The sequence below is a fragment of the Sulfitobacter sp. M13 genome (assembly GCF_053474885.1).
Map to the genome: position 1 here is coordinate 1,350,529 of NZ_CM130281.1, position 26,955 is coordinate 1,377,483.

Below are 26,955 nucleotides of genomic sequence, written 5' to 3' on the forward strand. Positions count from 1 at the left end.
CATGGCGCATGTGACTTTTCCCCTGACTTCCCTGTCCGACCTCGGTGCGCTGACCCGCGACCTGCCACAGGCTGACGCTGCCGCCCAAGACGCCGCGCGTGACCGTCAGAATGCGCTGACCAAGCCACCCGGATCGCTGGGCCGGCTGGAAGAACTGGCGGTGTTCATGGCGGGTTGGCAGCAACAGGCTGTGCCACAGATCGACTTTGCACAGGCGCTGGTCTTTGCTGGGAACCACGGGATTTGCGCGCAGGGGGTGAATCCCTTTCCGCAAGAGGTGACGGCCCAGATGGTACAGAACTTCAAGGCGGGCGGCGCGGCGATCAACCAACTGTGCCACGTGAATGACGCGCGCCTGTCGGTGATTGATCTGGACCTTGACCGGCCCACGGCTGATTTCACCGAAGGCCCAGCAATGACCGAAGCCGAGTGTGTGGCAGCGCTAAACGCAGGTGCCGCGGCGCTGCATCCGGCGGCAAGCGTGTTGATTCTGGGAGAAATGGGGATCGGCAACTCCACCGTCGCGGCGGCATTAACGGCTGCGGTCTTTGGGGGGGCTGTGCAGGACTGGGTCGGGCGCGGCACTGGCTCTGACGACGAAGGCGTGCGCCGCAAGGTTGACGCCATCACGCGCGGCCTTGCCCGCCATACCGCGACACCTCAGGACGGTGCCACGATCCTGACGTCCTTGGGCGGACGCGAGCAGGCCGCGATTTGTGGCGCTGTTCTCGCGGCGCGGCAACGGCGTGTTCCCGTGATCCTTGACGGCTTTATCTGCACGGCCTCGGTCGCGCCGCTGTTCGCGCTGTCTCCAGCGACGCTGGACCACTGCCTGATTGGCCACCTGAGCGTCGAACCCGGGCATAAACGTCTGCTGGACGCGATCGGCAAAACCGCGGTGCTCGATTTCGATATGCGGTTGGGCGAAGGATCGGGCGCCGCGCTGGCGCTTGGTATCCTGCGCTCGGCTCTTGCGTGTCACAGCGGCATGGCGACCTTTGCCGAAGCAGGCGTGGCGGGCGGCTGATGCTGCGTGCACGGCTGGCAGAGGCACGGCTGGCGATTCTGCTGCTGACCCGTATCCCCGTGGGAAATCTGCGTGATCCGATCCCTGCGACGGGGGCGTCGGCCTGGGCGTGGCCTTTGGCAGGCTTGATCGCGATGCTGCCCGCAAGCTTGCTGTATTGGGGACTGCATGCGGCGGGCTTTGGGCCGACGGTCGCGGCCCTTGGTCTGATCTTTGCCGCGACCCTGCTGACGGGGGCGATGCATGAGGACGGGCTGGCCGATATGGCCGACGGTTTCGGCGGCGGGCAGACCCGCGCGCGCAAACTAGAGATCATGCGCGACAGCCGCATCGGCAGCTATGGTGTCATGGCGTTGATCCTGTCGGTGGCGCTGCATGTGGCGCTGATCGCACGGTTGGATAATCCGGCGCTCGTCGTACCTGCCGCCCTCGGGCTGTCGATGGCAAGCCGCGCGATGCTGCCTTTCTGGCTGGCGCGGATGCCTGCCGCGCGGGCCGACGGGTTGGGGCATGGGGCGGCGCAGGTGCCTGCGACCTGCGTCTATGTTGCGGTCGCCCTTGGTCTGTTTGGGGTGCTGCCCTTGGGGTTCGGCGCAGGGGCTGTGATCTTTGCGGGTGTCGTGGTGTCGACGGCGCTGATCGCGGCGCTGGCGCTGCGCCAGATCGGCGGTCAGACCGGCGATGTGATCGGGGCGATGCAAAAGCTGGCCGAACTGGCGGGCTGGGGCGTCGCCGTTTATCTTGTCGGGTAAAGCTTGGATCATGCGCCCCTTTGACAGGCCGCAAATCCGATGTAGCAAGGCCCCATGTCGAAAAAGACCCTGAACACCGCAAATCTTGCCGCCCTCGGGGCGGACCGTCTGGCCGAGTTGTTGATCGAGGTCAGCACCGGCAGCGCCGATATGAAGCGCCGCCTGCGGCTTGAGCTCAGCCATAACCTTGGCCCCGCGGAGTTGGCGCGTGACGTGCGCAAGCGGCTGGTCACGATCCGGCGGGCCAAAAGCTATGTCGGGTGGCGCAAGCGGAACGCTCTGATCAAGGACCTGCGCACGCAGTCCGCGATGATCATCGACAAGATCGCCCCAGACGCGCCCGCAGACGCCTTTGATCTGCTGTGGGAGTTTCTTGAACTTGCGCCCTTTGTCATGAGCAGGGTGGACGATAGCAAAGGCGATGTGGGGGCGGTTTTCTTTGATGCCCGTGAAGAGATCGGCCCGATTGCGGCCCGTGCCCCGCTGGACCCGGTCCCGCTGGCCGAACGCACGTGGGAGGCGGTGCAAACCAACAGTGATGGTGCGTTTGACGCGATCATCACGCGCATGGCCCCGTCGCTTGGCGAAACGGGGATGGCGCATCTGAAATCCTTGATCCAGCAGTTCGAAGCCGCACCGCTGGACGCCACCGACGATCACCCTGCGCTGCAATTCTTGCGTGAACTGCGGGGGCGGAGTGGGAATTACGCCGCTCAGCGCAAACGGCGCTTTATCCAGATGCACCTGCGCGAGATCGCCTTGGCGCAGGGGGATACGGAAACCTATATCTCGCTGTTTTCACCCACCGATCTGGCGCGGCCCACCGTTGCGGTAGAGGTGGCCGAGCTATGGGCCGCGCAGGGCGACCACACGGCCGCGCTGGACGTCCTTGATGGGGCGCAGCCCAAGGGCAGGGTCGCGGGGCGCGGCGAATGGGATGCGGCCTATGTCAACGTGCTCATGGCATTGGGACGGGAGGACGATGCCCAAGCGCACCGCTGGCACTGCTTTGCCGAAACGCTCGACCCTGACATGCTGCGCGCGCACCTCAAGCAACTGCCGGATTTCGACGATCTGGAGGTAGAAGAAGCCGCCAAGGCGCATGCCGCAGCGTTCAAAGACCTGAACGCCGCAATTGCCTTTTTCCTTGCGTGGCCCGATTTGCGCGGGTTGGCCACCATGGTCGAAACGCGTGCCGACAGGTTGAGCGGTACCCAAGTCGTCCCTTTGACAAAGGCAGCCGATGCGCTGCGGTCCCGCCATCCTTTGGCGGCGGCGCTGTGCTGGCGAACGATGATCGAAGCAACCCTGCGGGACGCTGCCAAGACGCGCTATGGGCAGGCGGCTGATCACCTGATGGATTGCGCGGCGGCGGACCTCGAAATCGAAGAGTATGGACGTTTTGAGAGCCACGACGCCTTTGTCCAACGGTTGCGCAAGCGATATGCGGGCAAGGCCGCGTTCTGGACGCGCGTCACTTAAACGGCGGGGGTAGGGGGTTCTTGGGCGCGTGTGGGAACTATATCGGCTGTGACGCGTATGGATGCATGAACATATTCAAACGCGCCGCCTTCGTCCCCATCGCCGCCCTTGGCTTTGTCCTTCCAATGACCGCAACTGCCGATGTTGTGGGCAACGTGGACGTGGACTGGCTGGGCAATGACATCGTGGTTGAGGCTGTCGCCGACCCGGATGTCAAAGGCGTTACCTGCCATCTGGCCTATTTTGAACGTGGCCTGATCGACCGTTTGCAAAAAGGTAACTGGTTCGAAGACCCGTCGAACTCCTCCATTTCCTGCCGCCAGACAGGCCCGATCGAAATCGGCGATATCTCGCGCGATGACGAAGGGGAGACCGTGTTCAGCGAACGCCGGTCCGTCATCTTCAAGACGCTGAAGGTCAAACGGATTTTCGACGAAGAGAACAACACGTTGGTCTATATCAGCCACGCGCGCGATGTGCAGAACGGGTCCGCCAAAATGTCGATGTCGACTGTGCCGCTCTACGTGCCGACCAAATAGGCAAAGCTTTGCCAAGGCGTATCATCCGCTTTGCCCGCCCCCGCTCTTCGGCTATTCTATGCCGAAGTCATAATGAATAAGGGCGCGGGCAGTATGAGTATTTCAAGAAGAAGTTTTGCAGTCGGAGTGGCCGCGTTGGGCCTTGCGGCATGTACCACGGGGAACAGGGCGGGCAGCTCTGCACCGCGTGGCGATGCGGGGCTGGCAGCAGACCTACAGCCGCAGCCGAATGCAGGCTATGATGCGTGGGTGTCGGCGTTCAAGTCACGTGCCGCTGCGCAAGGGGTTTCCGACAGCACGCTGCGCCGTGGCTTTGCCGGTACGGGCTATCTGCCGGGCGTCGTCAAGCGCGACCGCAACCAGACCGAGTTCAGCCGCTCGCTTGAAGATTACCTCGCCATTGCCGCATCGGATGAACGGGTCACTAAGGGACGCGCCGCGTTTGCGCGTCACCAAGGCGTGCTGCGCCAGATCGAAGCACGCTATGGCGTACCCGCCGAAGTGGTCACCGCCGTTTGGGGGCTTGAAAGCTTTTACGGTGAGCGACGCGGGAATGTCCCCGTCGTGTCGGCCACATCGACGCTGGCCTATGACGGACGTCGCGGGGCGTTCTTTGAAAAGCAGCTGATCGCGGCACTGCGCATCCTTGAACGCGGCGATGTGTCGGCAGCCGGTCTGACCGGAAGCTGGGCCGGCGCGATGGGGCACACGCAGTTCATCCCCACCTCCTACCAGTCCTTCGCTGTAGATTTCACCGGTGATGGCAAGCGCGACATCTGGTCGGATGACCCGTCGGATTCGCTGGCCTCGACCGCAGCCTATCTGGCGAAATCAGGCTGGAAATCCGGCCAGAAATGGGGCGCAGAGATGGGCACAGCGGCGGCAAGCTCTGCCACGCCGGTACAAATCTTGCAGCCGGATGCAGGCGGGCCACGCTTTGCGATCTTTAACAACTTCAAAGCGATCAAGCGCTATAACAACTCGGACAATTACGCGATTGGCGTCGGGCATCTGTCGGACCGTATCGCGGGGGGCGGGCCAATTCAGGCAAGCTTTGGACCGGACAAATACGGGCTGACGATCGAAGACCGCAAGGCGTTGCAGGAACGGCTGACGGCACGCGGGTTTGATACCGACGGCACCGATGGCGTGATTGGCCCGAACAGCCGCAAGGCGATCACCGCGTACCAGCAAAGCCAAGGTTTGCCCGCAAGCGGTGACCCCTCTCGCGCGCTGCTGGCACGGTTGGGCTAACACCGCGATAAAACATTGATCCGTCCGGTCAGGTCGGGCGGATCAGATCGGCGATTTCGGACAGTTTGCTCGCCAGCGGGCTGGTCTTGCGCCAGATCATCCCCACACGGCGCGTCGGTTCGGGCGCGGGAAAGGCGTTGACCGCCACCTGCGCCGACCGCGTTTCAACCGCGACCGCCATTTCGGGGATCAGCGTGACGCCGATACCCGCACCGACCATTTGCACCAGTGTGGACAGTGAACTCGCATCCAGCCCCTCGCGCGCGGTTTCTGACTGCATATCGCAAAACGACAGGGCCTGATCGCGGAAACAGTGCCCTTCCTCAAGCAAAAGCAGCTTCATCTCGTTCAAGCGCGCACTGCTAGGGATCGGCTTGTCACGGTCTGCCTTGGGGCGGACCAGCATGAATTTCTCGTCGAACAGGGCAACTTCGGTCAGTGACGGTTCTGACACGGGCAGGGCCACAATGGCAGTGTCGATGCGCCCCTCTGTCAATTCAGAGATCAGACGTGGCGTCATTGTTTCGCGGACGTGGATATCCAGCGCGGGGTTCATCTGCGTCAGCTTGGTGATGATCGAGGGCAGCAGATAAGGGCCGATGGTGGGGATGATCCCGATTCTCAGCCGGCCCATCAGCCCGTCCTTGGACGCCCGTGCCATATCCTGCAGCTCGTCCGCGCCTTGTAAAATCGCCCGTACGCGCGGCGCGAAATCGACGCCAAAGCTGGTCAGCGTGATAGTGCGTCCGCCGCGATCAAACAGGGGCGTCTGCAGGTTCTGCTCTAGCTCCTTGATTTGTACCGACAAGGCAGGCTGCGAAATCGCGCAAGACTCAGCGGCGTGGCCGAAATGACGGTGATGGGCGACGGCCTCGAAATAGCGAAGCTGCTTTAGGGTGATGTTGGTCATAGCTTATAGTTATCAAACTGATAGGAAATGCCAACTTAAACTAATCAATAACTCCTGTTAGAACGGTTCCAGAAAGAAGGGGGCGGGCAGATTGGACCCTTACCCCTGACATCCATCCCCCGTGCCGCGCCGCATGCGTCGCGCACCCAGACAGATAAAAACGGAGACCACCATGGACGGAAACGACGTCGAAAACATCAGCAAATGCCCGGTTGTCGGCAGCCACGGCAGTCACGGCCGCAACTCAAAGCGCGGTGCGCGGTCGTTGAACGAATGGTGGCCGAACCAGCTGAACCTCAAGCTGCTGCACCAAAACACCATCGATTCGAACCCGCTTGGCCCGGACTTCAACTATGCTGAAGAGTTCAAGAAACTGGACATCGAGGCGGTCAAGGCAGACCTGCACGCGCTGATGACAGATTCGCAGGACTGGTGGCCCGCAGACTACGGCCACTACGGCCCTTTCTTCATCCGTATGGCGTGGCACGCAGCGGGCACCTACCGTACGGCGGATGGCCGTGGCGGGTCCAGCACGGGCACACAGCGTTTTGCGCCGCTCAACAGCTGGCCGGATAACGCCAACCTCGACAAAGCGCGCCGCCTGCTGTGGCCGATCAAACTGAAATACGGCAACCAGATTTCATGGGGCGATCTGATCATCCTGTGCGGGAACATCTCGCTTGAATCGATGGGCTTGAAAACATTCGGCTTCGCCGGTGGCCGTGTAGACCGTTGGGAACCCGAAGAGGACGTTTATTGGGGCCCCGAAGACGAATGGCTGGGCAGCAAGCGTTATAGCGAAGAGCGCGCATTGGAAGACCCGCTGGCCGCCGTGCAAATGGGCCTGATCTATGTGAACCCCGAAGGGCCAGACGGCAAACCCGATCTGCAAGGCTCTGCCAATGACATCCGCGACACCTTTGGCCGGATGGCAATGAACGACTATGAAACCGTGGCGCTGATCGCAGGTGGTCACACCTTTGGTAAGGCGCACGGTGCCGTGGGCGGCGAGAATGCCGGCCCCGATCCCGAAGCGTCGCCACTGGAAAGTCAGGGCTTTGGCTGGACCAACAAGCACGAGACCGGCCACGGCATCCACGCCTTGACCAGCGGGCTTGAAGGCGCATGGTCGCAGACCCCGACAAGCTGGGACATGACCTATTTCGACAACCTGCTGGGGCTCGAGTGGGAAATGACCAAAAGCCCTGCCGGTGCCGTGCAGTGGACACCAAAGAATGGCGACGCCGCAGGCACCGTGCCGGATGCGCATGACCCTTCCAAACGTCACGCGCCTATCATGTTCACCTCTGACCTCGCGCTGCGCGAAGACCCCGAGTATTTCAAAATCTCGACGCGTTTCCACGAGAACCCCGCGGAATTCGCCGATGCCTTTGCCCGCGCATGGTTCAAACTGACCCACCGCGACATGGGGCCGATTGCCCGCTATTTGGGCAACGACGTGCCAAGCGAGGAGCTGATCTGGCAAGACCCGATCCCCGCCGTGACGCATGCGTTGGTGGATGACGCGGACGTTGCATCGCTGAAAGCCAAAGTGCTGGCATCGGGCCTAAGCGTTCAGGAACTGGTAGCCACCGCTTGGGGCTCTGCCGCGACCTTCCGCGGGTCGGACAAACGCGGTGGTGCCAATGGCGCGCGCATCCGTCTGGCACCGCAGAAAGACTGGCCAGTGAACGAACCCGATCAGTTGGCCAAAGTGCTGGACGTACTGGAAGGCATCCGTACCGAGTTCAACGGCGCCCAGTCAGGCGACAAGGAAATCTCGGTCGCTGACCTGATCGTGTTGGCCGGTGCGGCCGGGATCGAGAAAGCTGCAAAGGACGCAGGCCACGACGTGACTGTGCCCTTCGCACCAGGCCGCGGCGATGCTTCGCTTGAGCAGACCGAAGTCGATTCCGTTGCCTATCTCGAGCCTGTGACAGATGGCTTCCGCAACTTTGCCAAGACCCGCTATTCGGTCACCACGGCAGAGCTGCTGGTTGATCGTGCCCAGCTTCTGACGCTGACCGCGCCGGAAATGACTGTGTTGGTCGGTGGTATGCGTGCACTGGACGTGAACGTAGGCCGCTCCAAACACGGCGTGTTCACAGATGCGCCCGGTACGTTGAACAACGATTTCTTCACCACGCTGCTGGACATGGGCACCGTGTGGTCGAAGGCGGAAGAGACTGCCACCGACGACATCTACGAGGGCCGCGACCGCGCCACGGGTGAGCTCAAGCACACCGGTACCGCTGTCGATCTGCTGTTCGGGTCGAACTCGCAGCTGCGCGCCATCGGGGAAGTCTATGCCGGCGACGTCGCGAAAGAGAAATTCGTCACTGACTTTGTGGCGGCATGGACCAAGGTGATGAACCTTGATCGTTTCGACCTCGCGTAAACACGCGTAACGACACTCCAAGGCGCGGCCGGTCTCCGGTCGCGCCTTTTTCTATGCCAGTGTCCTTTGTGGGACGGGGCGCGGGTAGAGGCCCGTCAGGTGCCGACGTGGCGCAACAAATGGGCCTGTGTTTGCTCGGCGGTCGGGGGCGTGCTGGTACCCAGCAACAGCAGATGCCAGTAAAACTGAACCTCGGCGGGGTCCGACATCAGCGCAGCAAAGGCGTCTTGGTGCCACTGGATCGCAGCCTCATGCGCGGCAGCGACGCCCGTCAGGGCCCGCAGGCGGGTCATCTCTGCCGTAGTCGCGGCTATCATCGGGTCGATCATCGTGTCTTTGACCGTGTTGAAATTCCGTTCCGCCCAGTAATGCAGGTCCAGTGGCTTGGTCGTCCGGTTGGGCAGGCCGCGTCCGCGTTTGACCATGAACTCTGCCGCTGACCGCAAGGAATAGTGGTTCAACCGCGCCCGCGCGTGAGTCTGTAGGGCGCCGAATATATTGATCCGGTTGTCATTTTCGGCGAACCCGTCCGGGGCTGCCTGCACACCGCCAAGATTCCACTGCGGGCTGGTGCTGCCCTTTTTCTTGGGTCGGTGCACACCGAGCTTCTGAAAGGCCGCGGGGCGGTGCAGGGTTTTGAAAAAGCTGCCAGCGGGTAGGTGAAAGGGCTCGGGTGCGGCACGGCTAAACCGGAGCGGGGTCAACGCGTCCTGCAGAGCCTCTTGGCCATCCGCACCGAAAAATCGCCACGGCAGGGCGATCGCATCGGTGTCAGCGGGAACCGCGGCAATCAGATCAGTGAGGCTGCCCATCGGAGCCTGAAGGCACAGGAATTCGTCACAATCAAAGAACAGCGCCCAATCGGCCTGCTTCATCAGATCATGCTGATCCGCCAGCCGCATCGCTTGCCACTGAACCGATTTATCGCAGTCGGGCAGAAAAGGTACATGGGTCACGTCGCCAAGCAGATCCAGCAGTTCTGGCGTGCCATCAGTGCAATCATGCGTGAAAATTAGAAAATCGCTCACCCCCGCGGCGCGGTGATGCGCGATCCATTCAAGGCAGTAGGGCCCTTCGTTGCGCATACAGGTTACAGCAAGGATACGTGTCACGTGGGGTCCTTGGGTTAAGGGGCGGGCGTTTGCCATATGGGTTTAATGCGGTTCAGGCCAAATGCAATCTGCGCCAAGGCCGGTGCCGCCCCCGCTTTATGGTGTCACAAGCGGGGGCAATAAAAGCGGTTAACCCGCGACGCTGCGCAGCCCGAGAATGTCGCGCGCTTGCTGCCATGTCGCAACGGGTCGTTCGTATTTCTCGCACAGATCTGCGGCACGCTTGATCAAGGCCGCGTTCGACGGGGCCAGCGTGTCTTTGTCCAGACGTACGTTGTCTTCTAGGCCGGCACGCGTGTGGCCGCCGGCGGCAATGGCCCATTCGTTCACGACAATCTGGTTCGGCCCGATTCCTGCGGCACACCAAGCTGCCTCGGGGGCCCGCGCCTTCATCTGTGCCACATAGAAATCAAAGACCTCTTTGTCGGCGGGCATGGCGTTTTTGACGCCCATGACGAATTGCACATACAGCCGCCCGAACAGTTTGCCGTTCTTGTGGTGCTGGATGGCTTGCAAGATATGGCTAAGGTCAAAGGCCTCGATCTCGGGAACGACTTCGTAGGTGCGCATTTCCGACGCCAGCCATTCCACCAGATCCGGCGGGTTCTCGTAAACGCGAGTGGGAAAGTTGTTCGACCCCACCGACAAAGACGCCATGTCGGGCCGCAAAGACAGCATGCCGCCACGCGCCTCGCCCGCACCGGACCGCCCGCCCGTCGAGAACTGGATGATCATGCCGGGGCAGTGTTTCTCGACGCCCTCTTTCAGCCGCGCGAATTTTTCAGGGTCCGACGAGGGGGTCTCGTCGTCGTTGCGCACATGAGCGTGGCAGATGCTCGCCCCGGCCTCGAATGCCGCATGGGTGCTTTCGATCTGTTCGTTGATCGTGACAGGCACATTGGGGTTGGCGGCTTTGGTGGGCACGCTGCCGGTGATGGCAACGCAAAGAATGCATGGATCAGACATCTAGGAACACTGTCTCTTTCTCGCCCTGAAGATAAATATCAAACCGATAGACGCCATCGGCCTCTTTCTCCGCGATCAGGGTCGGTACGCGGTTTTGATGTTCGATGCGGGTCAGCAACGGGTCTGCGCTGTTGTCGGTATCGGGGAAATACATGCGTGTATTCAAGCCGATATTGATACCCCGCGCGACAATCCACAAGCTGATATGCGGGGCCATCATCCGCCCGTCAGGAAAGGGCACGGCACCGGGTCGGATGGTGTGGAACACCCACTCGCCGGTGTCATAATCCCCCGCCTTGCGTCCCCAGCCGGTGAAGCTCGGGTCCGCCGCGCCGCGTGGATCGTTGCCGGGGTAAAGTCCCGCGGCATCGGCCTGCCATATCTCGATCATGGCATCCTTGATCGCGGTGCCGGTGCCGTCAAAGACCGTGCCCCTGAGGGTGATCCGTTCGCCCTTGGTATCGGCATTGACCATCTGCGCGCCCAGATCCTCAGGGTAAACACCGGTGATATCGCAAAAATTAGGCACGCAGCCGATATGGACATAGGGCCCTGCTGTCTGGGACGGGCTTTCTTTCAACTGGGTCAGCTCTTGCATCAGGTCCCCTCCATCCGGTTTTCAAACAGGGTCGACCGGCGGCCCCGTAGCACGATATCGAACTTATAGGCGCGGGCATCCATTGGCACGGTATTGTCCATGTCCAGCGGTGCGATCAGCTGTTCAACGGCGGCGCGTGACGGGATGCTTTGGACAATGGGGCATTTCCAGATCAGCGGGTCGCCCTCAAAATACATCTGGGTGATCAGCCGTTGCGCAAACCCCTGTCCAAACACGGAAAAATGGATATGCGCAGGGCGCCAGTCGTTCCCCCCATTTGGCCAAGGATAGGCACCGGGTTTGACCGTGCGCAGGCTATAGCCGCCGTTCTCGTCCGTCACCGTGCGCCCGCAACCGCCAAAATTGGGGTCGAGCGGGGCCAGATAGCCCTCTTTCTTATGGCGATAGCGCCCGCCCGCATTGGCCTGCCAGAACTCCAACAAGGCACCCGGCACGCCGCGCCCGTTCTGGTCCAGCACACGACCATGCACGATGATCCGCTGACCAATCGCCATCTCGCCGTCGGCGGCGTAGTTAAGGATCAGATCGTTATCCAGTGCGCCCAGCATGTTGTGGCCAAAGACCGGTCCGGTCTGCTCGCTCAACGTTGTGTTCATGGAAATCAGCGCCTTTTGTGGCGACCGCACAACCGACGCCTTATAGGCCGGTGCCAGCGCGGGCGGATGCCAGTTGCGGTCTCGGTGAAAGAACGCACCGTTCTGATCGGTCATTCGCCGGCTTCCATTTCCTGATAGGTTTGTTTCGCGAGCTTAAGCGCATGGTTCGCCTTTGGCACCCCCGCATAGATGGCAACATGCTGGAACACCTCTATCACGTCGGATTTGCTGGCACCGGTATTGGCGGTGGCACGGATGTGCATCGGGATCTCGTCAAAATTGCCGGTCGCCGCCAGCAACGCCAGCGTCAGCATTGATCGTTCGCGATGGCTGATCTTGTCACTCGCCCAGACCGTGCCCCAGGCTGCTTCGGTGATCAGGTTTTGAAACGGTGCATCCAGATCGGTCTTTGCCGCCTCGGCGCGGTCGACATGGGCGTCGCCCAAAACGGCGCGGCGGGTTTTCATTCCGATCTCGCTTCGGTCTACCATGGTCTTCTCCTCGGTCACGGAACGTCATCATTGTCGCAGAACCGATTGGACAGGAAAAACACGCGGCGCGCAAACGCATATCCGTGCTTCCAAAGGGTCTAAAATCCCGGGGGAGGGGCCGCAAAGCGGCTCCGGGGGCAGCGCCCCGAGTGGCAGACCTTGCCGCGTAGCCGTGCCCCCTTGACCTTGACAAATCGGCTCGTTTTCTCCCTTTTGTCCCAAACAGCAAAAGGACGCTTCTTATGATGAAAACACGCGCCGCCGTCGCCGTTGCCGCAGGTCAACCGCTTGAAGTGATGGACGTAAATCTGGAAGGCCCCAAGCGGGGTGAAGTCCTGATCGAAATCAAGGCCACGGGCCTGTGCCACACGGATGAATTCACCCGTTCGGGCGACGACCCCGAAGGTATCTTTCCCGCCATTCTGGGCCACGAGGGCGCGGGTGTTGTGCTGGAAATCGGCGAAGGCGTCACCACGCTCGAGGTCGGCGACCATGTTATCCCGCTTTACACGCCCGAATGCCGCGAATGCGAATACTGCTTGTCGGGCAAAACCAACTTGTGTCAGGCGATCCGCGTGACCCAAGGTCAGGGCCTGCTGCCCGACGGCACAACGCGCTTTTCGATGATGGATGGCACGCCGATCCACCACTATATGGGGTGTTCCACCTTTGCCAACCACACGGTGATCCCCGAGATCGCGCTTGCCAAAGTCCGCAAGGACGCGCCGTTCGATAAAATCTGCTATATCGGCTGTGGTGTGACCACGGGCATCGGCGCGGTGATCAACACCGCCAAGGTCGAAATCGGCGCGCGCTGCGTGGTCTTTGGCTTGGGCGGCATCGGACTGAACGTCATCCAAGGCCTGCGCCTGGCCGGAGCCGACCAGATCGTCGGCGTCGATCTCAACGACGACAAAGAAGAGACGGGCCGCTACTTCGGCATGACAGACTTTGTGAACCCCAGCAAAGTCGAGGGTGATTTGGTGGCGCATCTGGTTGAATTGACCAAGGGCGGCGCGGACTATACTTTTGATGCGACGGGCAACACCAAAGTCATGCGTCAGGCGCTTGAAGCCGCACATAAGGGCTGGGGCGAAAGCATCATCATCGGTGTCGCACCGGCAGGGGCCGAAATCTCGACCCGTCCGTTCCAACTGGTGACGGGTCGCGTCTGGAAAGGGACTGCATTCGGCGGGGCCAAGGGCCGCACCGACGTGCCCAAGATCGTCGACTGGTACATGAGCGGCAAGATCGAGATCGACCCGATGATCACCCACAAACTGACGCTGGACCAGATCAACGAAGGGTTCGAGCTGATGCACAAAGGTGAATCCATTCGTGCGGTCGTTGAATTCTAAGCGTAAATTTGTAAAATCTATGGCAAACGCCGTCCCAGTGGGGCGGCGTTTTATGCTTTCTACAGCCCCCTAGGCCCTCATGTTTTGACGTGAAGGGAGAGGGGGCTGCGGGACAGGGTGGGTTTACCACTTCGTTTCCGCTGGTATTTATAGAGTGAACGTTGGGAGACAGGGCATGAAACTTACGGTGAATGGCGTGATCCATGATGTGGACGTCGAGGAAGACATGCCGATGCTGTGGGTCTTGCGCGATATTCTGGGCATCACGGGTCCAAAGTATGGGTGTGGCATCGCACAGTGCGGGGCCTGTACCGTGCATATGGACGGGATCGCGGTTCGCGCCTGCCAGCTGGCTGCCGGTGACGTAGAGGGCGAGATTACCACCATCGAGGGGTTGGGGACCCCCGCCGTGCGCCATGCCGTCCAAGAGGCATGGATCGACCTGCAGGTCGCGCAATGCGGCTACTGCCAATCGGGCCAGATCATGCAGGCGGCCTCTTTTCTTGAACTGAACCCGACGCCCACCGACGACCAGATCGACGCCGCCATGAGCGGCAACCTGTGTCGATGCGGTACCTATCCCCGTATCCGCGAGGCGGTGAAGACCGCCGCGCTCAAGCTCAAGGCGGTGTGATATGGGGCGCGTGAAAACCATTGCCCGCCGGAGCTTCCTTGTCGGCTCTGTTGCTGTTGCGGGGGGCGTTGTCTTTGGCACTTATCTTTACAAACGCGAGGGCGAAAACCCGCTGCTTGACGGGCTGAAACCCGGTGAAACCGCGATCACGCCTTACGTCAAGATCGATGCCCAAGGGGTCACGCTGATCACGCCGCGTGCGGATGTGGGGCAGGGTGCGTGGTCGATGCAGGCGCATATGATCGCAGAAGAGCTTGATATCAATCCGCGCAACGCCAAGCTATCGCCTGGTCCGGCGGATGCGATCTATTACAATGGCGTTGTCGGCGCAGAGGCGCTGCCGATTGCCGCGACCTCTGACACGCTGCTGGCACGCGGCGGGCGCGGCGCGGTGGATGTTGTGGGCAAGCTGATGGGGCTGCATATCACCGGCGGGTCGTCGACTGTGCCCGATATGTACGACCGCCTACGTATGGCTGGTGCCGTCGCGCGCGAGACGTTGATCAAGGCCGCGATGAAACAGACCGGCCTGCCGCGCGATCAACTGGGCACCGAAGATGGTTGTATCGTGCTGCCGGACGGGCTGAAGATTGAATACATCGACCTTGCCAGCATCGCCGCCGAGATCGAGCCTGTGCAGGATGTCACCCTGCGCGACCCGTCGGAATGGCGTTATCTGACCAAGCCGCAAAAACGCACCGATGTGGTGGCCAAATCCACGGGCACGCAGATCTATGGCATCGATATGCAGATGGACGGTATGGTGATCGCCACGACCCGCACCAATCCGGCGATTGGCGGCGGGTTGAACAGTTTTGAGGCCGAAGCGGCGCAACAGATGCGCGGTGTTCATGCGGTTTTGCCGATCACAGGTGGCATTGCTGTGGTTGCCGATAACACATGGCGCGCGTTTCAGGCCGCGCAGGCGGTTGACTGTGACTGGGGGCCGTCGCCTTACATCGGCAACAGCGCCGACCAGTTCGCGGCAGTGGCGGCCTCCTTCACCGACGACCACCGCGACAGCCGTTTCAAGGATGAAGGCGACGTAGAGGAAGCGCTGCAAGGCGCCTCAGTTGTCGTGGCAGAATACCGCATCCCCTATCTGGCCCACGCCCCGATGGAACCGATGAGCGTCGTGGTCAAGCTGACCCATGGACGCCTTGATATCTGGACCGGCACGCAAATCCCCCGCTTTGTCAAAGCCAACATGGCGCGGCTGACGGGGATGGATGGCGATGACATCCATGTGCATGTGCTGATGTCCGGCGGCAGTTTTGGGCGACGCCTTGAGGATGACTATATCGCCCAAGCGGTAGAGATCGCGATGCAGCTGCCCGACACGCCGATCAAGATGATCTGGCAGCGCGAAGAAGACTTCACCCATGACTTCCCGCGCCCGCTGGCGATTGCGCGCGGACGCGGAGCTGTGGCGGATGCCGGTATCGCAGCGTTTGATTTATCCATTGCCGCCCCTTCGGTCGCTGAATCCTCGCTCGCGCGGTTGAACCAACCCGCCTTTGGCCCAGACGTGGCGATTGTCGCAGGGGCATGGGACCAGCCGTTCCAGATCCCCAACTACCGCGTCACCGGCTACCGGACGCCCGCGATGGTGCCCGTCAGCTCGTGGCGGTCGGTGGGTGCGTCTGGCAACGGGTTTATGCATGAAAGCTTCATGGATGAAATGTGCCATGCCGCCGGCGTCGACCCGCTGCAAGAAAGACTGCGCCTGTGCTGGCACGATGCCTCGCGCAAGGTCTTGGAAGCCGTGGGCGAGATGTCGGAGTGGGGCAGCGATCTGGGGCCGAACCGCGGGCGGGGGCTGGCCTTTACGCTGGCCTTTGGCGTGCCCGTGGCCGAGGTGGTCGAGGTCACCAACACCTCCGACGGCATTCGCATCGACAAAGTCTTTGTTGCCGCCGATGTGGGCCGCGTGCTGGACCCTGTGAACTTTGAGGCGCAGCTGCAAGGCGGCGTGATCTTTGGCTTGGGCCACGCGATGAACTGCGAGCTGACCTATCGCGACGGCGTGGCAGAGCAGGATAACTACCACGTGTACGAGGGCATGCGGCTGTATCAGACCCCGCAGATTATGGTGCGCGGGCTTGAGAATGGCGACAAGATCAGGGGTATCGGCGAACCCGCCGTGCCCCCTGCCGCGCCCGCCTTGGCCAATGCGATCTTTGCCGCCACAGGGCAGCGTATCCGTGAACTGCCGCTGTCTAAGTCGATCGATTTTGTATGAATATTTTTCGCCTAGCGGCCGCTGGCGTGATCGGGTTTGTGCTGTCCATGGCAAGTGCTGCGGTGGCGCAAGACGCGTCCGATCGCGCCGCGGCGCTGGCCGCGTGGGATGATATTCACGCCGTCGTCTCGCATCCGCGCTGCACCAATTGCCACGTCGGCCCCTCTGGTCTGCCCCTGTGGGAAGGGCTGGAACGCGGCGAAACGTTGGGAAAGGAGCTGGTGCACGGCATGAATGTGCGTGCCGATGACAGCCGCATCGGAGCGGAAACAATGCCATGCCGGACCTGTCACATCAGCGCCGCGTCAGCCAACAGCGTGCCCCATGCACCGCCGATGATTGCAGATGCGTGGCGGCTTCCCCCGATTGAGATGACGTGGAAAGGCAAAACCAGCGCCGAGATTTGCGTGCAGTTGCGTGACCCCGACCGCAACGGTGCTTTCACGCCCGAAGAACTGTCCGATCACGTCGGCACCTCGGCCTTTGTCGCGTGGGGGTTCGACCCCGGCGCAGGGCGCGCGGCCGCCCCCGGATCAATCCCCGAGATGCAGGAAGCGCTGGCAATTTGGGTAGCAGGCGGGACACCCTGTGTCGGCGACCCGTAAAACGCGCGGTTATGCTGTAAACAGGTCCGCGTAAATCTCGCGCAGCAGGTTCTTTTGCACCTTACCCATCGTGTTGCGGGGCAGGGCGTCGACCACCACCAAGCGGCGCGGACACTTGAACCGTGCCAGTGCTTGCCCGATGGTTTGCGACAGTGCATCAAGGTCCAGATCAGCGGTACCATCGGCCACCAGCACGCCGACAGGGGCCTCGCCCAGATCGGCATGAGGCACGCCAATCACCGCGCTTTCCAGCACGCCGGGTTGATCGTCAAGCACCTGTTCGACTTCTTTGGGATAGATATTGTAGCCGCCCGAGATGATCAGGTCTTTGCCGCGTCCGACGATTTGCACATAGCCGTGATCGTCGATCAGCCCCAAATCTCCGGTGATGAAAAAGCCGTCTTCGCGCAGTTCTGCGGCGGTTTTCTCTGGCATTTTCCAATAGCCCTGAAACACATTTGGCCCGCGCACTTCGACGACGCCTATGTCGCCTTGGGGCAGGGTCTCTCCGGTTTCGGGATCGCAAATCTTGAGCTCGACACCCGGTAGCGGGGTGCCCACCGTGCCCCCGCGTCGTGGTCCGTCATAGGGGTTTGACGTGTTCATATTGGTCTCCGTCATCCCGTAACGTTCCAGAATACGGTGACCTGTCCGCTCTTCGAACTGCTTGTGAGTTTCCGCCAGCAGCGGCGCAGAGCCCGAAATGAACAGCCGCATATGTGCGGTCAATCCGGCGGTGAAATCATCAGAGGAGAGTAAGCGGGTGTAGAAGGTCGGCACGCCCATCAGCGCGGTGGCCTGCGGCATAAAGCGGATCAACTGGTCGATATCGAGTTTGGGTAGGAACACCATCGCGCCGCCACTCAGCAGCATGATGTTGGTCGCCACAAACAACCCGTGGGTGTGAAAAATCGGCAGCGCGTGCAGCAGCACATCAGCCTTGGTGAAGTGCCAGACATCGACAAGGGTTTCGGCGTTGCTGAGCAGGTTTTGCTGGCTCAGCATTGCCCCCTTGGACCGGCCCGTTGTGCCGGAGGTGTAGAGGAACGCGGCCAGATCCTCTGCGGTGCGGTCTACGGTGTCGAATGTGTCGGGCAGTGTGGCTGCCAGATCGCGCAGCGTGCCGCGGCCGGTGGCGTCCATGGTTTCAACAGCCGCGCCAGCGGCAGCGGCAACGGGGGCCAGTGCGCTGACATCGGCAGGATCACAAACCAGCAGCCGCGCACCTGAGTTGCCGACGAAGTAATCCACCTCGGACGCGGTGTAGCCGGGGTTGAGTGGCAAAAACACTAGCCCCGCCTGAACACAGGCCGCATAAAGCGCCAGCGCATCGGGGGATTTGCCGATTTGCACCGCCACACGGTCGCCCACTGTCAGCCCCTTGTCGGCAAACGCGTTGGCATAGCGTGCGGCAGAGCGGATGAATTGATCATGGGTGATGGTGCGCCCGTCGGGCAGGATCAGAAATGCCGTGGATTGCCCGATATGGCGACCGAATAAAGCGTCGTAAAGCGGGTTGGGCATTGTCGTCTCCTTGTGTTCTTTCGCGTTGCCGAATTTGCGTCATTGGCCGGACGAGGTAAAGGGCGGCGAGCGGCGCATTCTGATCTTTCCGACATCTTGCCCTCGCAGACGGCCTTGACGACCCGTGGCGGATGACTTACCTCTCCTTTCGTAGCGCGGGCGTTGTGTAATGGTAAGACCTCTGCCTTCCACGCAGAAGACGCGGGTTCGATTCCCGCCGCCCGCTCCACTCTTTCCTGAAATTCCTTTGATTACCCGCATTTGCGCTGGATCAATGCGCTTTTGTCGCAAGTTCGCTAAGGGGGCAGCACTTGACCCCGCGCGGCGTGCGGGCGATGACACAGCAGCACTCCAAAGGATATCTCATGGCACGTACCCCGACGCCCGGCCCCGGCACCGAAGAACGCGAAAAATCGCGTGAGCTGGGGGCCCTGCGCGCGTTGCTGCCGTTTCTCGCGCCGTATCGGGGGCTGATGATCGCTGCCATACTGGCGCTGGTACTGACGGCGATGATTTCGTTGACGCTGCCCTTAGCTGTGCGCCGGGTGATCGACACCTTTGGCAGCGGCGAGGCCGAATTGCTGGACCAGTATTTTGTGGCGGCCCTGATCATCGCAGGGCTGTTGGCCGTCGGCACGGGGCTGCGCTATGCGCTTGTCACCCGCTTTGGCGAGAGGGTCGTCGCTGATATCCGCAAGGCCGTTTTCGACCGCGTCATTTCCATGAGCCCCGCGTTCTACGAGAACCTGATGACGGGCGAGGTGCTCAGCCGGATCACGACCGACACGACGTTGATTCTGTCGGTGATCGGGTCGTCGATGTCGATCGCATTGCGCAATATGCTGATCGTGACCGGTGGTCTGGTGCTGATGTTGTTTACCTCGGCCAAGCTGACGGCGATGGTGCTGCTGATCGTGCCCGCGGTAATTGTGCCCATTCTTGTGTTGGGGCGTCGCCTGCGCGTGCTAAGTCGCGAAAATCAGGACTGGATCGCGGCGAGCTCGGGGAATGCGTCCGAAAGCCTTGGTGCAGTGCAGACCGTACAGGCCTTTACCAACGAGGCCGCCAGTCAGGCGCAGTTCGGGCAGATGACCGAAGCGTCCTATGATGCTGCACAGCGGCGGATCAAGACCCGTGCGCTGATGACAATTATTGTGATCTTTTTGGTCTTTGCCGGTGTGGTGGGCGTCTTGTGGATGGGCGCGCGATGTGCGTGCCGATCAGATGAGCCCCGGTGCGCTGGTCCAGTTCGTGATCTATGCCGTCATGGTCGCAGGCGGGGTCGCCGCCCTGTCCGAGATTTGGGGCGAATTGCAGCGTGCCGCCGGCGCGACAGAGCGTCTGGTCGAACTTCTGCGCACGCAAGACACCGTGCAAGACCCTGAAACCGACATTGCCTTGCCCACCCCCGTCGCAGGGCGCATTGCCTTTGAGAATGTGCATTTCACCTACCCTGCGCGCCCCGGCGTTCAGGCGCTGGACGGGATTAATCTGTCGATCAACCCCGGTGAAACGGTCGCTTTTGTCGGCCCGTCGGGCGCTGGCAAAACAACGATCATCCAGTTGATCCTGCGGTTCTATGACCCCGCCTCGGGGCGGATTACCCTTGATGGTGTTGACCTGCGCGACGTGTCGCGTGCGGTCTTCCGGCAGTCGGTTGCCCTTGTCCCGCAAGATCCGGTGATCTTTGCGGCCTCTGCCCGCGAAAACATCCGCTTTGGCCGCCCCGACGCCACAGACGCGGAAATCACCGCCGCCGCCGAGGCAGCCGCCGCGCACGGGTTCATCACCGCGCTACCCGACGGCTACGATAGCTACTTGGGCGAGCGTGGGGTGATGCTGTCGGGCGGGCAAAAGCAACGTATCGCCATCGCCCGCGCCATCTTGCGCGACGCGCCGGTGCTGCTGTTGGACGAAGCGACCAGCGCCTTGGACGCCGAAAGCGAACGTGCGGTGCAGGCCGCCGTGGACCGGCTAAGCGCTGACCGCACGACCCTGATTGTCGCGCACCGTCTGGCAACCGTGAAAAAGGCCGACCGCATCGTTGTGCTGGAAGCAGGGCAGATCGTCGATATGGGCACCCATGACGAACTGGTGACCAAAGGCGGGCTTTATGCGCGGCTGGCACGGCTACAATTCACCGACGGGCGCGGTGACGCATAAAAAAACCTTGTGAAATACTTGGCGAGGTGGAAACACTCGTACCCGAGTGGATCCAGAAGGAGAGCAACATGGGTTTGTGGAGTTTCGTAAAAGACGCTGGCAAGAAAGTATTTGGCGGCGGTGATGATACCGAAGTCACCGGAGCCGCGCTTCAGGACGAATTGAAAGACCTCGGGCTTGATGCCGACGGGCTCGACATCTCTGTCGAGGGCGACAAGGTCAAAGTATCCGGCAAGGCTGCCAGCCAAGAGATGAAAGAAAAGGTCATTCTTGCTGTGGGGAACGTCGAAGGCGTTGCCGCGGTTGAGGAAGACATGGACGGCGGCGAGGGCGACGGCACCTTCCACACGGTTGAAAAAGGTGACACGCTTTGGGCGATCGCGGCCAAGACATTGGGCAACGGCGCACGCTACGAAGAAATCTTTGAAGCGAATAAAACCCATGCTGTCGCACCCTGATAAAATCTATCCAGGCCAGATGCTGCGCATTCCTACCAAATAATCGTACCAGACATAAAACGGGGGCATTACACGCCATTTCCCCATAAATTAGAGCGGCAGGCAGGGTCTGCCGTTCTTTTTTTGGCCTTCCGTTGGGTCAGTGGGCGTGAACACAGCGTTTGGGGGCCTGCAAATGCTTGCGAAAGCTGAATTTAGCAATCATCTTTGACGACAGGGAATAACGGGATGCGGGCAAACCGCACCACTAAGGGAGGAAAATAATGTCATTTGCCGGTATAGAAGACCGTAATGCAATCGAAGCAGAGATGCCGTGGGCTGACCGCGATGTGCCTAAAACCCTATGGGGTATGCTCAGCGATACCGCGGGAAAGTTTCCCAGCCACGATGCCATCAGCTATCAACTGTTCTCGGGTCCAAAAGATCACGCAGAAACCCTAAGCTGGTCGCAGTTGCGCGGGCAGGTGGGGCGTGCTGCCAACCTGTTCCGGTCGCTGGGTGTCGGCCCGACAGATGTTGTCGCGTATGTTCTGCCAAACTGTAATGAAACGGTCATCACGCTTTTGGGCGGTGCCGTTGCAGGGATCGCGAACCCGATTAATCCGCTGCTAGAAGCGGAACAGATTGCGTCGATCCTGCGCGAAACCAATGCCAAGGTCGTTGTGACCCTGCGGCCTTTCCCCAAGACGGACGTGGCTGACAAAACCGCCGAGGCGGTCAAACTGGCCCCGAATGTCACGACCGTGCTCGAAGTGGACCTATGCCGCTATCTGACCGCACCAAAGTCGTGGATCGTGCCGCTGATCCGCCCGAAAATGACGGTGACCAATCGGGCGACCTACAAAAACTTTAACGCGGAAATTGCCAAACAACCCGCCGAGCTGACCTTTGATGATCCGCAAGAGGATCGCGTCGCGTTCTACTTCCACACCGGTGGGACGACGGGCATGCCAAAAGTGGCGCAGCATAAATATTCGGGCATGGTCTATAATGGCTGGCTGGGGCACACGCTGCTTTATACGGAAAACGACAACATCATGTGTCCGCTGCCGTTGTTCCACGTCTTCGCCTGCCACGTGATCTTGATGGCGGCGGTGAAATCCGGTGCCCATGTCGTGTTCCCGACGCCCCAAGGCTATCGCGGCGAAGGCGTCTTCGATAACTTCTGGAAGCTGGTCGAACGCTGGAAAATCACCTTTATCATCACCGTACCCACGGCGATCTCGGCCAAGATGCAGCGGCCGATCAATGCGGACATCTCTACGGTAAAAACCGCCTTTTCGGGCTCGGCCCCGTTGCCGCTGGAATTGTTCCGCCGCTTCGAAAAGGCTACAGGCATCACGCTGATCGAAGGCTACGGCCTGACCGAAGCGACCTGCCTTGTGTCGTCGAACCCGACGGATGGCCTGCGTAAAGTGGGCAGTATCGGCATCACCTTCCCCTATACGGATGTGAAGATCGTCAAAAGCACCGGCGAGGGGCTTGTCGAGGCTGACGTGGACGAGATCGGCGAAATCTGCATCTCGAACCCCGGTGTCTTTGCGGGCAATACTTATACCGAAGCGGACAAAAACATAGACCTCTACTATCAGGACAAATACCTGCGCACAGGGGATCTGGGCCGTATCGACAGCGACAAATACCTCTGGATCACGGGCCGTGCCAAAGATCTGATCATCCGTGGTGGCCACAACATCGACCCCGCCGAGATCGAAGAGGCTTTGCTGGGTCACGAAGCGGTGGCCTTTGCTGGTGCCATCGGTCAACCGGATGCCCACGCCGGAGAGGTGCCCTGCGCCTTTGTCGAACTGGTTGCCGGGGCGTCGGTCACCGAAGCCGAACTGCTGGAGTTCTGCAAAGAGCACGTGCAAGAGCGCGCGGCGCAGCCCAAGCACATGACGATCATGAGCGAATTGCCCAAAACCGCCGTTGGCAAAATCTTCAAGCCTGACCTGCGCAAAAACGCCATCACCCGCGTCTATGATGAAACGCTCGAGGCCGCGGGCCTGCCTGCGCGGGTTGCCTCTGTCACCGACGATAAAAAACGCGGGCTGGTCGCGCAAATCGCTATGAACGGCGCAAGCGAGGCCGATGTGGGCGCATTGCTGAACGCCTTTACCTTCGGTTGGGAGGCCGCGTGATCTAATGCAAGGTCGTTGACCATCGGCTAGCAGCGCATCGTCTATCATCGGATGTGCGCTGCTTTTCACCTACCTTACCCCGACGGGGCAGCACATGGGACGTTCCTTTCGGAAGCGTCCCATGTCGCGTTTTAGGGGGAGGGCGCGCGTGTCATAGGACAGGGTGTTTGCTTGAACGGCTACCGCGTTCTTCGATCCGGCGACGACTGCTAAAACGCGAGGGCTACTTCAGGAAAGACTGCGCCTTCATCGTTTCGGCGATAGGCGCGCCCAAACGGCCAAGGATCGTCGGCGCAAGCTGCAGCTGGTTGATCACGGTATCCTCTGATGGGCCCTCGGCATCACCAAAGTAATACAGCGCCGTTTCCTGCTGCAATGCGCCGCGCCCGCCGTGGTGGCCGCGCGCGTCCTGACCATGATCGGCTGTAACGATGACTTCGTACCCCATCGCTCGCCATTTGGGGATGAAAGGGGCCAGCATCTCGTCCATCACGGCGCAGGCGTGGTCCATTTCCTGACAATCGTGAAAGAACCGGTGCCCCATGCTATCCAGCGTACAGGTGTGCAGCATCCCGTAGTTCAGACCGAACCGCAGCGCCAGATTGGTGAGAGAGCCGAACAGGTCTACATCCGAGGGCGTCATCTGGTTCACCAGCCCATAGCCGGTCATCGTGTGGAACCGCCCGTGGTTGATCGTATCGCTGTCGGGTTCGTCATATTCAATATCACGCACATAGTCGAACGGATGGCGGTTGAAAAATTGTGACCAAAAGGAATGGGCGACAGCACCCGTCACGCCGCCCGCGGCGCGGGTCTGGGCAAAGACGTCCTTGTGCTTGAGCCGAAAGACATTGCCATTGCCCGTGCAGCCATGCTCTGCCGGTGCCACGCCCGTGTGTATCGACGCATAGCACGCGGCAGAGATCGACGGCAGCACTGCACGCTGGGTCCACACGCGCGCGTCGCCGCTGTCGACCCAACCTTCCAGATTGCCGAACAGACGGCGGAAATTGCGGTAGGGGACACCATCAAGGATGATCAAAAGCAACTTGTTCTTCATGTGGGCTTCCCTTTGGCAGGCGGCAGATATGGCATTTGTCCGATACGAACCTCTGCACTATCCACAGCTTTAATTGCCAGCGCTTTCCATTTTGCGATGTGCGATGGTTTCTTCCAGCCAGCCGATCTTCATTTCGGGGACCGAGCTGAGCAACAGGTCGGTATAATCGTCAAATGGCGGCGACAGCACATGACTTTTGGTGCCATAGCGCACGACTTCGCCCTGATACATCACCGCGATGCTGTCAGCGATGGCCTTTACCGTGGCCAGATCGTGGGTGATGAACAGATAGGCCACATCCTCGATCTTTTGCAGGTTCAGCAGCAGCTTGAGGATGCCGTCAGCGACCAGCGGGTCAAGCGCGCTTGTGACCTCGTCGCAGATGATCAGCTTGGGCTTGGCGGCCAGCGCACGGGCGATGCAGACACGTTGTTTTTGCCCGCCCGAAAGCTCTGCTGGATAGCGGTCCTGAAACCCGTCGCCGAGTTCGATCTCGTCCAGCAGTTCCTGAATACGCTTCTGTTTGGCTTTGCCTTTCAGCCCGAAATAAAACTCAAGCGGGCGGCCGATGATGGTGCCCACGGTCTGACGCGGGTTCATCGCGGTGTCGGCCATCTGGTATATCATCTGCATCTCGCGCAGGTCTTCGATGGGGCGTTGGGCCAACGCGGGGGCAAGTTCGCGTCCGTCAAAGGTGATCGTCCCGTCGCCTGGCGGCAGCAGGCCGGTAATGACGCGGGCCAATGTCGACTTACCCGAGCCGGATTCCCCGACCACCGCCAGTGTCTGGCCCGGGTGGACGTCCACATTGATCTTCTTGAGCACGTCGAAATCCGTACCGGGATAGCGCGCGGTCACGTTTTCCACGCGCAGGACAGGGGTGTCGGTCGGTGTTTTCTCTTCGTGACGGATCGACCGGACTGAAACCAGCGCCTGCGTATACTCTTCCTTGGGGGCGTTGATGATCTGATCAACAGTGCCGTATTCGACCATTGCGCCCTGTTGCAGGACCATGATGTGATCGCTGACCTGCGCCACAACCGCGAGGTCGTGGGTGATATAAAGCGCTGCCACACCGGTCGCCGCAATGGCTTCCTTGATGGCGGCCAGGACGTCAATCTGCGTCGTCACATCCAGCGCTGTGGTCGGTTCATCAAACACCACTAGATCGGGCTGCGGACACAGCGCCAGCGCCGTCATGCAACGCTGCAACTGCCCACCCGACACCTGGTGAGGATACCGGTTTCCGATGGTTTCAGGGTCGGGCAGGCCAAGCTTGCGGAACAGATCGACCGCGCGTTCCTCGGCTTCGGCCTTGGTGAACTTGTTTTGATAGATCGCGGCCTCGGTGACTTGATCCATGATTTTTTTCGCGGGGTTGAAAGACGCCGCGGCGGATTGCGAGACATATGTCACCTCGGCACCGCGCAGGCGCCGCACGGCGCGCAAACGTTCCTTGAGGATATCGCGCCCGTTGACCCAGACCTCGCCGCCGGTGATTTCGACACCGCCCCGGCCATAGGCCATCGCGGCCAGCCCGATGGTGGACTTACCCGCACCGGATTCCCCGATCAGCCCCAGGACCTTGCCAGGTTGCAGATCGAAGTCGACGCCATGCACGATCTTGATATCAATCGGCTTTTCGCCGGGCGGATAGGCCGTCGCGCCGATTTTCAGGCCGCGTACTTTGAGAAGTGGCTCGGTCATCCGCGGCCCCCTTTCAGCGATGTGGTGCGGGTGAGGATCCAGTCCGCAACAAGGTTGATAGAGATACAGAGCGTGGCGATGGCATAGGCAGGATACAGCGCCGCCTGAATGCCATAGTTAATGCCTTCCTTGTTCTCTTTCACGATGCCGCCCCAGTCCGCTTGGGGCGGCTGCACGCCCAGTCCCAGAAACGACAGGGTCGACACAAAGAGCACTGCAAAGATAAAGCGCAGGCCCATCTCCGCGATCAGCGGCGATAGGGCATTCGGCAGGGTTTCACGGAAGATGATCCAGCCGATTTTCTCGCCGCGCAGACGGGCGGCTTCGACATAGTCCATCACAGTGATGTCCACGGCCACAGCGCGCGCCAGACGGTACACGCGGGTGCTGTCCAGCAGGCCCATCAGGATGATCAGGATCGGCACCGTGGTCGGCATGACCGACAATACGACAAGCGCAAAGATCAGCGACGGGATCGACATGATCAGATCGACAAACCGCGAGATAGCCTGATCCACCCAGCCACCGGACACAGCGGCAAAAAAGCCCAGAATGGACCCCAGCGTAAAGCTGAGGATCGTCGCCGCAGTGGCGATAAAGATCGTCGTGCGCCCGCCATAGATCATCCGCGACAGCAGGTCGCGCCCGATGCTATCCGTGCCCAACAGGAACTCCGAGGAGGAGGGCTCCCATACGTCACCGACGATTTCAGCCATGCCATAGGGGGCAAGCCAAGGCGCAAAGAGGGCCATGAAGAAATAGATGCTGGTAAAGAACAGGCCGATCATGGCCGAGATTGGGATATTTTTCATGGGTTGGCTCCCAAACAGATAAAGGGGGCAACGATTGGCGGTGATGCGGCAAATGGGCGGTTCCCTACGCATTTGCTTTGTACAAACGTTCGGTTGCGCATGGCG

Annotated in this window: 21 protein-coding genes, 1 tRNA gene and 2 pseudogenes; 14 read left to right on the forward strand and 10 right to left on the reverse strand. The window is 60.7% G+C overall.

Annotated elements, in window-relative coordinates; genetic code table 11:
• Nucleotide 1 precedes the first annotated feature (1 nt).
• The 5 genes from cobT (at nt 2) to ACVBAU_RS06420 (ending at nt 5,054) form a co-directional block, all read left to right on the forward strand.
• On the forward strand, nt 2–1,027 hold the full coding sequence (cobT, locus tag ACVBAU_RS06400) for a nicotinate-nucleotide--dimethylbenzimidazole phosphoribosyltransferase (protein ID WP_448328564.1): 1,026 nt from the start codon (nt 2–4) through the stop codon (nt 1,025–1,027).
• Complete coding sequence (locus ACVBAU_RS06405; protein ID WP_335745182.1) at nt 1,027–1,779, forward strand: adenosylcobinamide-GDP ribazoletransferase; 753 nt, start codon at nt 1,027–1,029, stop codon at nt 1,777–1,779. Before cobT ends, ACVBAU_RS06405 begins: the two co-directional genes overlap by 1 nt.
• A gap of 54 nt (nt 1,780–1,833) precedes the next feature.
• Nucleotides 1,834–3,261: a DUF6880 family protein gene (locus tag ACVBAU_RS06410; RefSeq protein WP_448328567.1), complete on the forward strand. Its 1,428-nt coding sequence runs from the start codon at nt 1,834–1,836 to the stop codon at nt 3,259–3,261.
• Between the two features lie 65 nt (nt 3,262–3,326).
• Nucleotides 3,327–3,800 (forward strand): CreA family protein, encoded by a 474-nt coding sequence (locus ACVBAU_RS06415; RefSeq protein WP_448328569.1) that lies wholly within the window; start codon nt 3,327–3,329, stop codon nt 3,798–3,800.
• A gap of 93 nt (nt 3,801–3,893) precedes the next feature.
• A complete protein-coding gene (locus ACVBAU_RS06420) occupies nt 3,894–5,054 on the forward strand; it encodes a lytic murein transglycosylase (protein WP_448328570.1) in 1,161 nt (386 codons plus the stop codon).
• Between the two features lie 28 nt (nt 5,055–5,082).
• Here the strand turns inward: ACVBAU_RS06420 and ACVBAU_RS06425 are convergent, their stop codons facing one another.
• Nucleotides 5,083–5,964: a LysR substrate-binding domain-containing protein gene (locus ACVBAU_RS06425; RefSeq protein ID WP_448328572.1), complete on the reverse strand. Its 882-nt coding sequence runs from the start codon at nt 5,962–5,964 to the stop codon at nt 5,083–5,085.
• A gap of 172 nt (nt 5,965–6,136) precedes the next feature.
• Between ACVBAU_RS06425 and katG the strand changes: the two genes are divergently transcribed.
• Nucleotides 6,137–8,362 carry a catalase/peroxidase HPI gene (gene katG, locus ACVBAU_RS06430; RefSeq protein ID WP_448328574.1) on the forward strand — a complete coding sequence of 742 codons (2,226 nt, stop codon included), beginning with the start codon at nt 6,137–6,139 and terminating at the stop codon, nt 8,360–8,362.
• 95 nt (nt 8,363–8,457) lie between these two features.
• Here the strand turns inward: katG and ACVBAU_RS06435 are convergent, their stop codons facing one another.
• The 5 genes from ACVBAU_RS06435 to pcaC form a co-directional block, all read right to left on the reverse strand.
• Nucleotides 8,458–9,474 (reverse strand): glycosyltransferase family 2 protein, encoded by a 1,017-nt coding sequence (locus ACVBAU_RS06435; RefSeq protein ID WP_448328577.1) that lies wholly within the window; start codon nt 9,472–9,474, stop codon nt 8,458–8,460.
• A 129-nt stretch (nt 9,475–9,603) separates the two neighbouring features.
• The gene (locus ACVBAU_RS06440) at nt 9,604–10,440 is read right to left on the reverse strand and encodes a BKACE family enzyme (protein WP_093733783.1); all 837 of its coding nucleotides are present in this window, start codon (nt 10,438–10,440) and stop codon (nt 9,604–9,606) included.
• The gene (pcaG, locus tag ACVBAU_RS06445; protein ID WP_448328579.1) at nt 10,433–11,038 is read right to left on the reverse strand and encodes a protocatechuate 3,4-dioxygenase subunit alpha; all 606 of its coding nucleotides are present in this window, start codon (nt 11,036–11,038) and stop codon (nt 10,433–10,435) included. The genes ACVBAU_RS06440 and pcaG overlap by 8 nt, the downstream gene beginning before the upstream one ends.
• Nucleotides 11,038–11,769 (reverse strand): protocatechuate 3,4-dioxygenase subunit beta, encoded by a 732-nt coding sequence (gene pcaH, locus ACVBAU_RS06450; protein WP_448328581.1) that lies wholly within the window; start codon nt 11,767–11,769, stop codon nt 11,038–11,040. Before pcaH ends, pcaG begins: the two co-directional genes overlap by 1 nt.
• Entirely contained in the window at nt 11,766–12,146 is a 381-nt protein-coding gene (gene pcaC / locus ACVBAU_RS06455; protein WP_448328583.1) for a 4-carboxymuconolactone decarboxylase, read from the reverse strand. Before pcaC ends, pcaH begins: the two co-directional genes overlap by 4 nt.
• Nucleotides 12,147–12,391: 245 nt before the next feature.
• On the opposite strand from pcaC, the gene ACVBAU_RS06460 reads away from it, so the two are divergent.
• The 4 genes from ACVBAU_RS06460 to ACVBAU_RS06475 all read left to right on the forward strand — a co-directional run bounded on the left by ACVBAU_RS06460 (nt 12,392) and on the right by ACVBAU_RS06475 (nt 16,985).
• The gene (locus ACVBAU_RS06460; RefSeq protein WP_138925160.1) at nt 12,392–13,504 is read left to right on the forward strand and encodes an S-(hydroxymethyl)glutathione dehydrogenase/class III alcohol dehydrogenase; all 1,113 of its coding nucleotides are present in this window, start codon (nt 12,392–12,394) and stop codon (nt 13,502–13,504) included.
• 175 nt (nt 13,505–13,679) lie between these two features.
• Entirely contained in the window at nt 13,680–14,138 is a 459-nt protein-coding gene (locus ACVBAU_RS06465; RefSeq protein ID WP_138923915.1) for a (2Fe-2S)-binding protein, read from the forward strand.
• Nucleotide 14,139: 1 nt separating this feature from the next.
• The gene (locus ACVBAU_RS06470) at nt 14,140–16,380 is read left to right on the forward strand and encodes a xanthine dehydrogenase family protein molybdopterin-binding subunit (protein WP_448328586.1); all 2,241 of its coding nucleotides are present in this window, start codon (nt 14,140–14,142) and stop codon (nt 16,378–16,380) included.
• Nucleotides 16,377–16,985, forward strand: a complete 609-nt coding sequence (locus ACVBAU_RS06475; protein WP_335745173.1) for a hypothetical protein — start codon at nt 16,377–16,379, stop codon at nt 16,983–16,985. The genes ACVBAU_RS06470 and ACVBAU_RS06475 overlap by 4 nt, the downstream gene beginning before the upstream one ends.
• Nucleotides 16,986–16,994: 9 nt before the next feature.
• On the opposite strand, the gene ACVBAU_RS06480 is transcribed toward ACVBAU_RS06475, so the two are convergent.
• Nucleotides 16,995–18,509 (reverse strand): malonate--CoA ligase, encoded by a 1,515-nt coding sequence (locus ACVBAU_RS06480; RefSeq protein WP_448328588.1) that lies wholly within the window; start codon nt 18,507–18,509, stop codon nt 16,995–16,997.
• Nucleotides 18,510–18,664: 155 nt separating this feature from the next.
• On the opposite strand from ACVBAU_RS06480, the gene ACVBAU_RS06485 reads away from it, so the two are divergent.
• From ACVBAU_RS06485 to ACVBAU_RS06500, 4 genes and pseudogenes are all read left to right on the forward strand, one after another.
• A tRNA-Gly gene (locus tag ACVBAU_RS06485) sits at nt 18,665–18,738 on the forward strand.
• A 136-nt stretch (nt 18,739–18,874) separates the two neighbouring features.
• A pseudogene (locus ACVBAU_RS06490) lies at nt 18,875–20,672 on the forward strand (ABC transporter transmembrane domain-containing protein).
• A gap of 68 nt (nt 20,673–20,740) precedes the next feature.
• Nucleotides 20,741–21,173: pseudogene (gene lysM / locus ACVBAU_RS06495) on the forward strand (peptidoglycan-binding protein LysM).
• 220 nt (nt 21,174–21,393) lie between these two features.
• A complete protein-coding gene (locus ACVBAU_RS06500) occupies nt 21,394–23,271 on the forward strand; it encodes an acyl-CoA synthetase (protein WP_448328590.1) in 1,878 nt (625 codons plus the stop codon).
• A 223-nt stretch (nt 23,272–23,494) separates the two neighbouring features.
• Here ACVBAU_RS06500 and ACVBAU_RS06505 read toward each other — a convergent pair whose 3' ends face one another.
• The 3 genes from ACVBAU_RS06505 to ACVBAU_RS06515 form a co-directional block, all read right to left on the reverse strand.
• On the reverse strand, nt 23,495–24,331 hold the full coding sequence (locus tag ACVBAU_RS06505) for an alkaline phosphatase family protein (RefSeq protein ID WP_448328592.1): 837 nt from the start codon (nt 24,329–24,331) through the stop codon (nt 23,495–23,497).
• 69 nt (nt 24,332–24,400) lie between these two features.
• Entirely contained in the window at nt 24,401–26,038 is a 1,638-nt protein-coding gene (locus ACVBAU_RS06510; RefSeq protein ID WP_448328594.1) for an ABC transporter ATP-binding protein, read from the reverse strand.
• Nucleotides 26,035–26,850, reverse strand: coding sequence for an ABC transporter permease (locus tag ACVBAU_RS06515; RefSeq protein WP_138923906.1), 816 nt, complete (start codon nt 26,848–26,850; stop codon nt 26,035–26,037). The genes ACVBAU_RS06510 and ACVBAU_RS06515 overlap by 4 nt, the downstream gene beginning before the upstream one ends.
• Nucleotides 26,851–26,955: the final 105 nt, after the last annotated feature.

Excerpts from the sequence above, each read along its gene's own strand:
- ACVBAU_RS06470 (WP_448328586.1), top strand. The coding sequence starts at position 14,140 with ATGGGGCGCGTGAAAACCATTGCCCGCCGGAGCTTCCTTGTCGGCTCT.
- ACVBAU_RS06425 (WP_448328572.1), bottom strand. The coding sequence starts at position 5,964 with ATGACCAACATCACCCTAAAGCAGCTTCGCTATTTCGAGGCCGTCGCC.
- ACVBAU_RS06405 (WP_335745182.1), top strand. The coding sequence starts at position 1,027 with ATGCTGCGTGCACGGCTGGCAGAGGCACGGCTGGCGATTCTGCTGCTG.
- pcaG (WP_448328579.1), bottom strand. The coding sequence starts at position 11,038 with ATGCAAGAGCTGACCCAGTTGAAAGAAAGCCCGTCCCAGACAGCAGGG.
- pcaC (WP_448328583.1), bottom strand. The coding sequence starts at position 12,146 with ATGGTAGACCGAAGCGAGATCGGAATGAAAACCCGCCGCGCCGTTTTG.
- ACVBAU_RS06415 (WP_448328569.1), top strand. The coding sequence starts at position 3,327 with ATGAACATATTCAAACGCGCCGCCTTCGTCCCCATCGCCGCCCTTGGC.
- katG (WP_448328574.1), top strand. The coding sequence starts at position 6,137 with ATGGACGGAAACGACGTCGAAAACATCAGCAAATGCCCGGTTGTCGGC.
- ACVBAU_RS06460 (WP_138925160.1), top strand. The coding sequence starts at position 12,392 with ATGAAAACACGCGCCGCCGTCGCCGTTGCCGCAGGTCAACCGCTTGAA.
- ACVBAU_RS06500 (WP_448328590.1), top strand. The coding sequence starts at position 21,394 with ATGTCATTTGCCGGTATAGAAGACCGTAATGCAATCGAAGCAGAGATG.
- cobT (WP_448328564.1), top strand. The coding sequence starts at position 2 with ATGGCGCATGTGACTTTTCCCCTGACTTCCCTGTCCGACCTCGGTGCG.
- ACVBAU_RS06510 (WP_448328594.1), bottom strand. The coding sequence starts at position 26,038 with ATGACCGAGCCACTTCTCAAAGTACGCGGCCTGAAAATCGGCGCGACG.
- ACVBAU_RS06465 (WP_138923915.1), top strand. The coding sequence starts at position 13,680 with ATGAAACTTACGGTGAATGGCGTGATCCATGATGTGGACGTCGAGGAA.
- pcaH (WP_448328581.1), bottom strand. The coding sequence starts at position 11,769 with ATGACCGATCAGAACGGTGCGTTCTTTCACCGAGACCGCAACTGGCAT.
- ACVBAU_RS06420 (WP_448328570.1), top strand. The coding sequence starts at position 3,894 with ATGAGTATTTCAAGAAGAAGTTTTGCAGTCGGAGTGGCCGCGTTGGGC.
- ACVBAU_RS06505 (WP_448328592.1), bottom strand. The coding sequence starts at position 24,331 with ATGAAGAACAAGTTGCTTTTGATCATCCTTGATGGTGTCCCCTACCGC.
- ACVBAU_RS06515 (WP_138923906.1), bottom strand. The coding sequence starts at position 26,850 with ATGAAAAATATCCCAATCTCGGCCATGATCGGCCTGTTCTTTACCAGC.
- ACVBAU_RS06480 (WP_448328588.1), bottom strand. The coding sequence starts at position 18,509 with ATGCCCAACCCGCTTTACGACGCTTTATTCGGTCGCCATATCGGGCAA.
- ACVBAU_RS06475 (WP_335745173.1), top strand. The coding sequence starts at position 16,377 with ATGAATATTTTTCGCCTAGCGGCCGCTGGCGTGATCGGGTTTGTGCTG.
- ACVBAU_RS06440 (WP_093733783.1), bottom strand. The coding sequence starts at position 10,440 with ATGTCTGATCCATGCATTCTTTGCGTTGCCATCACCGGCAGCGTGCCC.
- ACVBAU_RS06410 (WP_448328567.1), top strand. The coding sequence starts at position 1,834 with ATGTCGAAAAAGACCCTGAACACCGCAAATCTTGCCGCCCTCGGGGCG.